12 protein-coding genes and 1 pseudogene are annotated in these 11,486 nt (G+C 71.2%); 7 read left to right on the forward strand and 6 right to left on the reverse strand.

Features of this window, described 5'->3' with window-relative positions; genetic code table 11:
- Positions 1 to 247 precede the first annotated feature (247 nt).
- Positions 248 to 1,141 (forward strand): dienelactone hydrolase family protein, encoded by an 894-nt coding sequence (locus ACH54P_RS10665; protein ID WP_489912200.1) that lies wholly within the window; start codon positions 248 to 250, stop codon positions 1,139 to 1,141.
- Here ACH54P_RS10665 and ACH54P_RS10670 read toward each other — a convergent pair whose 3' ends face one another.
- The 3 genes from ACH54P_RS10670 to ACH54P_RS10680 form a co-directional block, all read right to left on the reverse strand.
- Positions 1,142 to 3,472: an ATP-binding protein gene (locus ACH54P_RS10670; protein WP_489912201.1), complete on the reverse strand. Its 2,331-nt coding sequence runs from the start codon at positions 3,470 to 3,472 to the stop codon at positions 1,142 to 1,144. It lies immediately after the preceding gene.
- Between the two features lie 426 nt (positions 3,473 to 3,898).
- A complete protein-coding gene (locus tag ACH54P_RS10675; RefSeq protein ID WP_489912202.1) occupies positions 3,899 to 5,326 on the reverse strand; it encodes an MFS transporter in 1,428 nt (475 codons plus the stop codon).
- A gap of 11 nt (positions 5,327 to 5,337) precedes the next feature.
- Positions 5,338 to 5,796 carry a MarR family winged helix-turn-helix transcriptional regulator gene (locus tag ACH54P_RS10680; RefSeq protein WP_489912203.1) on the reverse strand — a complete coding sequence of 153 codons (459 nt, stop codon included), beginning with the start codon at positions 5,794 to 5,796 and terminating at the stop codon, positions 5,338 to 5,340.
- 101 nt (positions 5,797 to 5,897) lie between these two features.
- Here ACH54P_RS10680 and ACH54P_RS10685 point away from each other — a divergent pair, with 101 nt between their 5' ends.
- The 5 genes and pseudogenes from ACH54P_RS10685 to ACH54P_RS10705 all read left to right on the forward strand — a co-directional run bounded on the left by ACH54P_RS10685 (position 5,898) and on the right by ACH54P_RS10705 (position 8,505).
- Entirely contained in the window at positions 5,898 to 6,191 is a 294-nt protein-coding gene (locus tag ACH54P_RS10685) for a DUF1330 domain-containing protein (RefSeq protein ID WP_489912204.1), read from the forward strand.
- 32 nt (positions 6,192 to 6,223) lie between these two features.
- A complete protein-coding gene (locus ACH54P_RS10690) occupies positions 6,224 to 6,412 on the forward strand; it encodes a hypothetical protein (RefSeq protein WP_489912205.1) in 189 nt (62 codons plus the stop codon).
- Between the two features lie 169 nt (positions 6,413 to 6,581).
- A pseudogene (locus tag ACH54P_RS10695) lies at positions 6,582 to 6,746 on the forward strand (SulP family inorganic anion transporter); the annotation flags it as partial.
- Positions 6,747 to 6,837: 91 nt separating this feature from the next.
- The gene (locus ACH54P_RS10700; RefSeq protein ID WP_489916383.1) at positions 6,838 to 8,103 is read left to right on the forward strand and encodes a SulP family inorganic anion transporter; all 1,266 of its coding nucleotides are present in this window, start codon (positions 6,838 to 6,840) and stop codon (positions 8,101 to 8,103) included.
- Positions 8,104 to 8,271: 168 nt separating this feature from the next.
- Positions 8,272 to 8,505, forward strand: a complete 234-nt coding sequence (locus ACH54P_RS10705; RefSeq protein ID WP_489912206.1) for a hypothetical protein — start codon at positions 8,272 to 8,274, stop codon at positions 8,503 to 8,505.
- On the opposite strand, the gene ACH54P_RS10710 is transcribed toward ACH54P_RS10705, so the two are convergent.
- The 3 genes from ACH54P_RS10710 to ACH54P_RS10720 form a co-directional block, all read right to left on the reverse strand.
- Positions 8,493 to 9,137 (reverse strand): hypothetical protein, encoded by a 645-nt coding sequence (locus ACH54P_RS10710; protein ID WP_489912207.1) that lies wholly within the window; start codon positions 9,135 to 9,137, stop codon positions 8,493 to 8,495. The genes ACH54P_RS10705 and ACH54P_RS10710 overlap by 13 nt on opposite strands.
- Before the next feature lie 156 nt (positions 9,138 to 9,293).
- Positions 9,294 to 9,578: a hypothetical protein gene (locus tag ACH54P_RS10715; RefSeq protein ID WP_489912208.1), complete on the reverse strand. Its 285-nt coding sequence runs from the start codon at positions 9,576 to 9,578 to the stop codon at positions 9,294 to 9,296.
- A gap of 215 nt (positions 9,579 to 9,793) precedes the next feature.
- Positions 9,794 to 10,582, reverse strand: coding sequence for an oxidoreductase (locus ACH54P_RS10720; protein ID WP_489912210.1), 789 nt, complete (start codon positions 10,580 to 10,582; stop codon positions 9,794 to 9,796).
- A 58-nt stretch (positions 10,583 to 10,640) separates the two neighbouring features.
- Here ACH54P_RS10720 and ACH54P_RS10725 point away from each other — a divergent pair, with 58 nt between their 5' ends.
- Positions 10,641 to 11,204: a TetR/AcrR family transcriptional regulator gene (locus ACH54P_RS10725; RefSeq protein WP_489912211.1), complete on the forward strand. Its 564-nt coding sequence runs from the start codon at positions 10,641 to 10,643 to the stop codon at positions 11,202 to 11,204.
- The last annotated feature ends 282 nt before the right edge of the window (positions 11,205 to 11,486 follow it).

The following is an 11,486-nucleotide window of genomic DNA, read 5'->3' on the forward strand; positions in this document are numbered from 1 at the left end:
CGGTGCCGAAGACCCGGCCGCCGCGCTGCCGGCGCAGGTCCGGTGAGGCCGCGTGCGCGACCTTCCCTTTTCTATCACCAGGCACACAGTTCTCTGCCTGCGGTGAGGCCCGGTCCGCGCGCGTTCCCCGTTCCTCGGCTCCGGCTGATCGCGGATACGTAATTCTTCCGACGCGCGGCAGCCCAGGCGATCGCTATACCTGAGCCTCCCGTGGTCCACGGGGAGGATTGCCGAGAGGACGTTCGCAATGTCGCGGAAAGCACGAGGGAAGTCATGGGTTGCCGGCGCTCTGGGCGCTGTTCTGCTCGGCGCTTCGGGCGTAACCGGCGCAAGCACGGCGGCAGCGTCGCCGGACCTGGCCGGGGACAACCCGTTCGCGCGGGGACCGGCTCCGACCGAAGCCTCCGTCGAAGCGGAGCACGGCCCCTTCGCGGTCGCCACGGAAAAGGTCGGCGCCGCCGAGGGCTTCGGTGGTGGAACGATCTACTTCCCGGCCGACAGCAGCCAGGGCACGTTCGGCGCCGTCGCGGTCGCGCCGGGTTTTCTCGAGACCGAAGCCGCGATCGCCTGGTACGGCCCACGACTCGCGTCGCAGGGCTTCGTCGTCATCACGATCGCCACGAACAGTGTGTGGGACACCCCGGACGCCCGCTCCGAAGAGCTGCTCGCGGCGCTGCGTCACGTCACCGATTCCAGTCAGGCCAAGGGGCGCGTGGACCGGAACCGGCTGGCCGTGATGGGACACTCGATGGGCGGTGGCGGGACGCTGATCGCCGCCCGGAAGGCGCCCACGCTGAAGGCCGCGATCCCGCTCACCGGCTGGAGCCCGAACACGACGTTCTCCGACATCCGGGTGCCGACCTTCGTCGTGAGCGCGCAAAACGACTTGATCGCCCCGGACGGGACCTTCTCGCGCCCGTTCTACCGGAGCTTGCCGTCCTCTTTGGACAAGGCGTACCTGCTGCTCGCCGGTGTCGGGCACCTGGCGCCGACCAAGCCGAACACGACGATCGCGGAGTACAGCATCTCCTGGCTGAAGCGCTTCGTCGACGAGGACACCCGGTACGAGCAGTTCCTCTGCCCGCTGCCCACGGGTGACCCCGCGATCGCCACGTACCAGGGCACCTGCCCGCTGGGCTGATCACCTCGGGCCGGATCCGGGTCCCGTCCGGGTCACGAGCTGCTCGTTGACCCAGATGGCGATCTGGGTCCGGTTCGCGAGGTCCAGTTTGTTCAGGATGTGCTGGAGGTGGGTTTCCGCGGTCCGCTGGGCGATGACCAAGCGCACCGCGATCTCGCGGTTGCTCAGCCCGGTCGCGACCAGCCTGGCGATCTCCGACTCGCGCCGGGTCAGCGGCGGCAACACCGCGGTTTCGGCGGGCTCGTCGTGGCCACCCCCGGACGCCGGGTCCACCGGGGCCAGGATGTCGTGCGGATTCCGCCGCCGCCCCTCGGCGAAGGCGTCCTCGAACCGCGCGTCGCCCAGCGCGCCGCGAGTGGCCTGCAGCAGCTCCCGGTGGGCCAGCGACACGGCGATGTCCGGCTCCGCTCCGCACCGGTCCCACAACGTCGCCGCCGTACCGAACAACCTCGCCGCGGCCGGCCAGTCCTCCCGCTTGGCCGACGCCCACGCCAGCCCGTCCACCCGGTACGCCGCGGACAGCACGTCCGGCCCCCGCAGATCGATCTCCAGCGCGTCGCGCATCGCGCGTTCGCCGACGTCGAGGTCGCCGCCGAAGATGATCTCGGCCGTGCCCAGTCCGAAGAGGGCCATGGACCGGTAGGACTCGTCCATCGCCGATTCGCACAGCCGCAGCATCTCCTCCAGCAGGCGCCGGGCGCCGGCGAGATCGCCGCGGAACGCCGTGGCCACCGCCTGGATGAACATCGGGTGCAGCATTTGCCGGGTGGCACCCCGCTCACCGAAAATCCGCACGGCTTCGGCGGCGTTCTCCAGCGCGTGCGGCTCGACCGCGAGCAACGCCACGAACGCCCGGACGTGGCGGATGTAGGGAACCGCGTCTTCGTCGCTGGTGCTTTCGGCCAGCTTCAGCCGGTTCCTGGCCCCGTCCAGGTCCGCGTGCAGGGCGGCACAGAGAGCCGCGCGGGCCACTGCCCTCGCCCGGCCCGGGACGTCTTCGGCGGCGACGGCGAGCGCGCGGTCAAGCCACTCCCGGATCTCCCACGCGGCGCCCCGGGCCATCCAGTACTCGATGACGCCGCTCGCCGTCCGGAGGACGACCTCGGCTTCGCCGGGGTCGCGCAGCGACCACGACAGCGCCGCCCGGATGTCCGCGTGCTGGTCGGACAAGCGGGCGAACCAGACGTCGCGCCGGGGGCCGAACCACTCGGCGTCGGCTTGGTCGAGCATCCGTGCGTAGTGGTCGCGGTGCCGCCGGGCGACCGCCTCGGCGATCCCGGCCCCGGCCAGACGTTCCTGACCGAACTCGCGCAGGGCCTCCAGCATCCGGAAGCGAACCCCGGTCGCCCCCTCGACGCGCAGCAGCACCGACTTGTCGACCAGACCGTCCACGGCATCCAGCACCGCGAGACTGTCGAGCCCCGCCGGGCCGGGGGCCGCGCAGACGTCCTCGGCGGCGGACAGGTCGAACGCACCCGCGAACACCGAGCAGCACTCCCAGACCGCGCGCTCGACATCCGTGCACAGGGAATGGCTTCCCTCGATGGTGGCCCGCAGGCTGCGGTGGCGCTCGGGCAGTGATCTCGCACCGGTGGTCAGCAGTGCGAGGCTGTCACTCATCCGGTCGGCGATCTGGCCGGGCGAGAGCACGCGGATGCGCGCCGCGGCCAGCTCGACGGCCAGCGGCAGGCCGTCCAGCTGCCGGCACAGGCTCACCACGGAGGCCGCGTTGTCCTCGGTGAGCCGGAACGACGGCAGCACCTCGGCCGCCCGGTCGACGAACAGCCGCACCGCGTCGTACGAGATCGCGTCCTCGACGGTCAGGGCACTCTCCGGCGGCACCGCCAAGGGCGCGATGGGCATGACCCGCTCCCCGGCAACACCCAGCGAACACCGGCTGGTCGCCAGGATCACCAGGTTCCGGCACTGCCGCAGCAGGACATCGACCAGCTCGGCGCAGGGGGCGACGAGGTGCTCGCAGTTGTCCAGCAGCAGCAGCACCCGCCGCTCGCGCAGGTGGGCCAGCACGGTGTCGCGGGCGGTCCGGGCGGCCGTGTCGTGCAGGCCCAGGCAGTCGCCGAGCGTGCGGGTGACCATGGTGCCGTCGCGCACCTCGGCGAGACCGGCCACGACCACGCCGTCGGGGAACGCACGGGTCACCAAGCCGGCGACCCGGCCGGCGAGCCGGGTCTTGCCCACCCCGCCGGGACCGGTCAGCGTGACCAGGCGGGCCTCGCCCAGCAGGCGCCGCACCTCGTCCTCGTCCTCGGCGTGCCCCACGTAGCTCGTGAGGTCCCGTCGCGCCGCCACGCCGCGGTCGTCCGCCGTCATCCCATCACCCGAATCCCGTCCACCCACCCACATCTTGATCCGTCCGGGCCGCCCTGTCCATGTGGCCCAGCGTCCGTTGCTCCGCTCGGCCGCAACGGTACGTCTGGCGGTGCTACGTCTTTCTGCCTGGGCGTCCGGTGGGCCGGGCTCGGCGCCCCGCCGATGCCCCTGGTGCCGTGGCGCCGCTCGTCCGCGCGGTCGTGCGGCATACGGCACGCCGTCCCCGAGTACGCCGCGCTGTTCGACGCGGCGCCACGGAGTCGTGGCGCCGCCGCTGAGCGGAGCCCGGCCGGCGCCGGTCGGATCACCGCGGACGCCTTCCGCGGCGCCGACGTCGCGGAGCACGCGCCGGGCGGCGACCTCGACCGCCTCTTCCGCGCCCACCAGGCGGGCGCCGGCCAGGCGGCGGGGCCTCCGGCGAGCCGGTCATCGGCTCGACCGGTCTCGCTTCGGCACGCTGACCGTGGCCACGGTGGGGTTGCTCTCGGGCGGGCGTCGGCGGGCGAGAGTGAGGGCGGCCAGCGTCGTGACCGCCATCGCGGCGATGCCGACCAGCGCTGCGGTGGTGTAGGCGTGGTCGTCCGGGAAGAGCTGACCGGTGCCGGTGGCCAGGACCAGGCCGCCGGTCGCGCTGCCCAGGGAGTACCCGACGCTGCGGACGACGTAGTTGAAGCTCATCGCGCTCGATGTCTCGCTCTTGGGGGTGACGGCCAGGATGACGCCGGGCATCGCGGCCGAGAAGCTGCCGACGCCGAAGCCCAGCACACCCATCGCGACGAGCAGCTCGGCCACGTTCGACCGGGCCACGGCGAAGAGGACGAACCCGCCGCCGACGATGACCGCGCTGCCGGCCAGCAGCACGGGTGCGTCGATCAGCGTCCGGACCCGGGGCGTGAGTTTGCCGGCGACGAAGCCCAGTACCGAGAACGGGACGAGGACCAGCCCGGCGACGAAGGTTGTCAGTCCGAAGCCGTAGCCGGCGCTGTGCGGCGTCTGCGCGTACCGCGTGATGAGCGTGAGCAGGAGGTACATGCCGCTCCCGCCGACGAACATGGCGATGTTCGCTCCGGCGACCGCCCGGTGCCGTACCGCCCGGACATCGACCAGGGGCGTCTTGCTGCGCAGCTCGGAGGCGGTCCAGACGCCCAGCAGGAGCACGGCGGCGACGGCGAGGACCACCGCCACGGCGAGGTGACGGCTCCACAGGCTCCTCTGGCCGGTCAGGAACAGGACGAGGAACAGTCCGCCCGCCAGGGTGAGCGCGCCCGCCACGTTCACGTGAGCGGAGCGGCCTTCGGGAGCCGCGGGCAGGGAACGCCAAGCGGTCAGGAAGGCGACAGCGGTGACGCACAGACCGAAGCCGTAGGCGGCCCGCACGCCGCCGATCTCGGCGAGCAGTGCGGTGAGCGGGTAGCCGACGCCGGCGCCGATGATCGAGACGACCGAGATCAGGGCGATCGTCGCCGTGCCGCGCTCCTCGGGAAGGTGGTCCCGGGCCACGCCCATCATCAGCGCCGTCAGACCGAGCCCGACGCCCTGGGCCGCCCTGCCGATGAGCAGCCACGCGAACGGCAGCGGCAGCACGGTGAGCGCACTGCCGGCGACGACGATCGCCAGCGTGGCGAGGATCGTGGCCCGCCGGTGCGGGCCGGCTCCGAGCCGGCCCAGGACGGGCGTGGCGACGGCGCCGCTCAGCAGTGCGACGGTCAGCGTCCACTGCGCGCTGTCCAGCGAGACGTGGAACGTGGTCGCCACACTGGTGATCAGCGGCGCCCCGAGGCTGGCGACCGCCGCCACGACCAGGGCGATGAACATCAGGGCGGGGACCAGCAGCCGCGCCTCGGAGCGCCCCATGGTGCGCTCCGTCACCGCTTCGGCCCTTCTCGGTCCTGGCTTTCGAGCTCTGCCAGGTGCGCGAGCGCCGGAAGCGCCGCCACCAGGGCCTCGACCTCGTCGTCGGCGAGTTCGTCGATCAGCCGCGCGAACGCGTCGACGCCCGCCTGGTGCCGGGTCCGAACGTACGACTCGCCGGCCTCGGTCAGACGCACCAGCGTGACCCGCTTGTCCGACGCGTCGCCTCGCCGCTCGACCAGTCCGGACTCCTCCATCACCCGGACCAGGACGGTCATCGCGGGCTGGGTGACCCCCTCGATCACGGCCAGCTCGGTGATCCGTCGCGGGCCGGACCTGTGCAGGGTGGCCAGGGTGGCGGCGGACGTGATGCTCATATCGCGCGGAAGGCGTCTCACCGCCCTGGTGGCCAGCCCGTAGAGGGCCGACCCGATCGCAGCGGAAGCGCCCGGAGTGGCGTCTTGACGGCTCATGGGTGAAGCATACATTATTTATATGAATCCTTTATGCATCTCGTCCCGAACACCCCGCGAATCCGAAGTCGGACGTGTCCGGCCGAACACAGGAGGTCTCCATGGCCAAGGGCTACTGGGTCAGCGTCTACCCCGCCATTTCCGACCCGGAGAGGCTGACTGCCTACAACAAGTCGGCCCGTCCGGCCGTCCAAGCCGGGGGCGGGCGGGTCCTGGCCCGTGACGGCCGAGTCGTCGCCCACGAAGCCGGAATCGCGCAACGCGTCGTCCTGATCGAGTTCGACAGCTTCGAACAGGCCGTCGCGGCATACGAGAGCGAGGCTTACCAGAAGGCCCTGACAGCCCTCCCCGACGGCTTCGAGCGCGACTTCCGCATCATCGAAGGCATCGACTGACCGACGGCCTCAGCCATCGCTACGCCGGCGAGGTGACATCCGGGATCACGTCCGACGCGGACACGGTGCCGATGCCCGCCCGAGCCCGCACGACCGAGCCGCTGCAGCGGATCGAAGCCGATCTCTTCAAGTCCCTGGCCCACCCGATCCGGATCCAGGTGCTCGAGGTGCTGGCCGCGGCCGGCGGGGAAGGCCCCCGGTCACCCGGCTGCTGGAAGTGACCGACTGCGAAGCGTCGCACCTGTCCCAGCACCTCGCCTCCTCGACGCGATCACGGCCCGGGCGTGACCCGCCTCGCGGCCGCCCGGGAGCCGCTCTCCGGCCGGGCCGACTACGACCTGCGCGCCGGTGCTGCGCGCGGATCTGCTCGCCGGCCTCACCGTCGGGGTGGTGGCCCTGCCCCTCGCGCTGGCCTTCGGCATCAGCTCGGGCGCCGGCGCCGCGGCCGGGCTCATCACCGCCGTGGTGGCCGGGATCGTGGCCGCGGTGTTCGGCGGCTCACCGGTCCAGGTCTCCGGCCCGACCGGGGCCATGGCCGTCGTCCTGGCACCGATCGTGGCCGTCCACGGGACGTCGTCGGTGGCGCTGGTCTCGATCCTCGGCGGCGTGGTCGTGCTCGGCGCGGCTGGGCAGGCTGGTCGGTTACCTGCCCTGGCCGGTCGCCGAGGGCTTCACGCTCGGCATCGCCTGCATCACCTTCCTCCAGCAGATCCCCGCGGCCGTCGGGACCACCGCGCCGGCGGGCCGGAACCCGCTGCTGGGCGCGGGCGCCGCGCTCACGGCGGCCGACGGCGGCGTGACGGCCTGGACGGTGGCGGCGGTCGCCACCGTGGTGGTGACCGTGCTCCTCCCGAAGCTGCACCGCGGGATCCCGGCCTCACTGGTGGCGGCGGCCGTGGCGACCGTTGCCACCGAGGTCACGCACGCTCCCGTGCCCCGCATCGGGAATCTGCCCAGCAGCTTGACCCCCGCGCTGCCGCACTTCAGCTTCGGCGTGGCCCACGACCTCGCCGGAGCGATCGTCGCGGTGGCCGCACTGGCGGCCATCGAATCCCTGCTGTCCGCCCCGGGTGGCGGCGACGATGACCCGCGGCGGCCCGCCGGTCGGGCCCACCCGCCCGGACCGCGAGCTCGTCGGCCAGGGCGTGGCCTCGATCGTCAGTGGCCTGTTCGGCGGAATGCCCGCGACCGGCGCGATCGCCCGCACAGCAGTCAACGTCCGTTCAGGGGCGCGCACGCCCTGGTGATCCTCGCGGTCATCTACGCCGCCACCGGGCTCGTCTCCCGGATCCCCCTCGCCGCCCTCGCCGGTGTCCTGCTGGTCACCAGTCTCCGCATGGTGCCGCTCGCCACGATCCGCGAGGTCGTCCGCGCGAGCCGCTCCAGCGGTCACCGTCGCCGCCGGCCTCATCCTCGCGGTCGAGATCGGCCTGAACATCGCCTGGACGTGGGCGCCAGTCAGCTCGTTGAGCAGGCGGCCGCCCAGGTAGGAGATCAAGTAGGCGCGGATGTGCTGGTGGTAGCCGCGCAGCATCGCCTCGCCCGCCCCACCCGGATGTCCAGCCATAGCTGCAGTCACTGCGCGGTGGTGACCGTAGCCGGCGGGGATCATGTCCGCCGGGGTCGCATAGGTAGCCGCGGGCTTGCCCGCGCGGCTACCTATGCGAGCCGAACCGCCGCGGCGGAGTTGTCGTCGGCGTCCGTCAGGGGGCTGGTGGCATTTCGATCCGGAAGTACCAGCTGCCGTGTCCTCGCTTCCACAGCTGCGGACATCGGCTGTTCGGCGGCCGCCCGGCACCGCCTCGACAGCCGCACCGCTTGTACACGCCTGCGATCTGCATTCAGCTCACCACCATACGATCCGGTCGTTCGAAGCGTGCGCCACGAGCCGGGCCAATTGGGAACTGCTTGACGGTCACCAGGCGAGGCAGGTCGGTCTGCGCTGGTCCTGCCCTCGGCTGTAGCGGTCTGGTCGGTTCAGTTCAGGTAGGGCTGGCAACAATTGCGCTCAGTGGCATGAGAGGACGCCAGGGAGGAACCTGGCCAAAGTGTCGAGCGGCGAACGAAGAATCGGACGGCCATGCGCCGTGCCGCGGTCGGAGGCGTAACGGCGTACCTTGCCGGCGACGACGCGGACGTCTACAACATCACCGACGCTGCCGTACGCGAAACCGCGGTGGTGGCAGCGTTGAACCTGATTGCACTGGAAGTTGCGTCCTTAAGCAAGGGCACGTCCTTCAAACGAGCCGGCACCCAACAAGTTCTAGCGAACAGGGAAATTCGCTCCAATATACTCGCCCGCTACGGCGTCTGAAGCCTTGACAGCATCTCTGCTGCCCGCTTAGACAAGGTGGGAACCTTGAGGTCGATCGCCTCGCGAAGCGAGGCGGCTGCACCCTGGACGTCGCCGCGTGCCCGCAGTTCGGTCGCTCGGCTTATCGCGAACCGGGCTTGTTGTTCCCGCACTCCCTTTGTCACCCGGTCGTAGACCACGCGAGCCTCCGCATCCTTGCCCTGGCGACTCAGCAGCACCTCCAGCTTGGTTGCGGCACGGAGGACAAAGATGTCTGTGCCGTCACTGCACGTCGGATCTCCGTGGTTAACCGCCCACTCGTACAGCTTGCGGGCTTCTCCGGCGTTGCCGATCTCTTCCTGGAGCATCGCCAGATTTAGCGCTGCTCTCAATGACCAAGCTGGGTGTCCGGACTCGATGGCAAGCTCGTAGAACGCGCAAGCGTCGCTGTCATTGCCCGAGCGATGCAACAAGGTGGCGGTCCACCAGGCGCCGGCAGGCGCACCATCACGATCGCCTGAGTCCATGGCGCGGCGAAAAGCCCGCAGCGCACCATCGGTGTCTCCTCGCCGTTGGAGGCGATTACCGGTTGCAATGGCCGAGCGGGCACTCCTCCAGCGAAGAGGCCACAGCACCTTCTGCCTCCTGCTCACCGTGACGCATTAGACTTCCTACAAACTTGACTACCTTACACCGCTATCGTCGATGTGGGGCTTGGCGCGTAGGCGCTCGCCTTCGCACTCCTATACGCATGCCGACCATGCTGGCCGCAGGTCAATCAGACCTGACGCGGTTCGGCGTGCTGGCGGTCAGGCCTTGATGGTGATGCAGGTGATGGACCGGCTGCCGTCGCTCCAACGATAGGCACCACAGGTTCCGGAGTCCACCTTGATCCACTTGTTGATCCCCCAAGTGAACGCGGTGCCCGTTCCGGAGGCGTACCAGGCAACGCCGCTGGGACCGTTGCCCGCCCATGCCTCCATGAAGCGGGGCGTGTTGCGCTGTGGCGCCTGGAAGGCCCGCCGGGCACCGAAGTCCGAGTCGAGCGCAACAACGATGTGACCTGCGGCAAAGACCGCGAGACCGAAAGACAAAGTTTGACGAGGCGGCATCCGCCTCGTCAGGACCGAATATGTCCAGCTGCTGAAATCGGTCTTGCGGCTGCCCCCGAACGCTGGGGGGCCGCCGGCGTGGTTTCCAGGTTTCTCGTCGCCGAGGGCGGGCCCCGCTTCGGCGTCGTTCCCGGTCAGCCGAGATGCCCCGGTCCGTCGTCGACGTCGTCTTGGACGGCATCCGGGGGGCGCGATGCTCAGACGACGGGCAGGATGCCGCCGTCCACCCGGTACTGCGCGCCAGTCAGCCAGCGGGCGCGGTCCGAGGCGAGGAACGCGACGAGTTCGGCCGCGTCTTCCGGTGAGCCGGGCCGGGCCATGGGGACGTTGAGGCTGGTGGCCAGGTCCCGCTGGGCCTGCTCGAGGCTGACGCCGCGGCTCTGGGCGATCTCGCGGTGGTGGGCGATCGCCCCCGGCGTGGGAATGAAGCCGGGCTGCACGTTGACCACCCGCACGCCGCTCGGGCCGAGTTCGGTGGCCAGGGCACGGCTGTAGGTGTTGAGCGCGGCTTTCGCCGCCGCGTAGGCGACCTGGCCGGGCTGCGGCAACCGGCTCGCGATCGACGAGACGTGGACGACCACACCGCGCCCGCGTTCGACCATCCCGGGCACGAGGTGCCGGTCGAGCCGGACCGCGCCCAGCAGGTTGAGCGCCAGGTCGGTCTCCCAGCTCTCGTCGGTGCGGACGAGGGTGTCCGCCGGCGGCGAGGCGCTGCCGGCGTTGTCGACCAGGACGTCGACGCCGCCCGCGGTGTCGAGCACCCGGCGGGCCAGGTCCGCGGCCCCTTCGGCGGTGGCGAGGTCGGCCGCGAAGAACGTCGCGGGCAGTTCGCCCGGCTCCGGCGGTGTGCGGGCGGAGGCCAGGACGGTGGCGCCGGCGGCCGCGAAGCGCCGGACGATCGCCGCTCCCAGTCCCCGGCTGCCGCCGGTCACGAGCACCCGGCGGCCGGACAGTCCTTCGTGGACGACGTCTTGATCGGATCCCATGCTGCCGAAGATACCTGACTTACGTGTAAGTCAGTTGGCTGGGTGGGATGCTGACGGCATGAGCGAACGCGCCGACGGCCGGCGTACCGACACCCGCGAGCGCATCCGCGCCACCGCCCTGGAGATGTTCACGACGCAGGGGTACGAGCGAACCACGCTGGCCGAGGTCGCGGACCGGCTCGCCATCACCCGCCCGGCGGTCTACCACCACTTCCGCAGCAAGGAAGACGTGTTGACGAGCTCGTACGGCCAGGTCCTGCCGGAGCTGGCCGAGCTCGCGGAGTCCCTGCAGCCGGCGCCGGCCCCCTGGCGCCGGCGCAGCGAGGCCCTGGACCGGTTCGCCGCGCTCATCCGGGGCGAGCACGGCGCGTTGCTCGTGTGCGCCCGGGTGAACGAGCACGCCCTCGCCGGCCTCCCGGCGGCGGCCGAGCTGCTCCACCACCTCGACGCCCTCACGCGATCACTCGGCCCGGGCACCGACATCGACGGCCGCATGCGCGCCCGGCTCGCCCTCAGCACCCTGGTGATGGCCGAATCGCGCGGCGCGCAGCTCGGCGGAACAGCGGAGGAACGGGCTACTGCGGCACTCGCGCTGGCTCGTGAATTGCTGAACCGGAAGTAGGGTCCTGGACGGCGAACCCCGATCCGCGCTCGGCCGGCAGCATCGGTCCCTGGGGCGCGCCGGCTTCCCGCCATGGCGGCCGCGAGCTGGATCATCGCGTGGAACACGCGGGTCGTGGTTCGCCACCGCGGGGCGGAACAGCCGGGACAGCGTGCGCTCGCTGGCGCCGGTTTGACGAGCCGGCCACGCCGTCGTGCGGGGCCGGCTGAGGTCGCCGGTGCCGAGCCGGCAAGCATGGGAAGCGCCTCGGGTGGTCGGGACGATGGTGACCGAAGTCGCTGC

Source organism: Amycolatopsis sp. N2S4-7, from assembly GCF_058119595.1.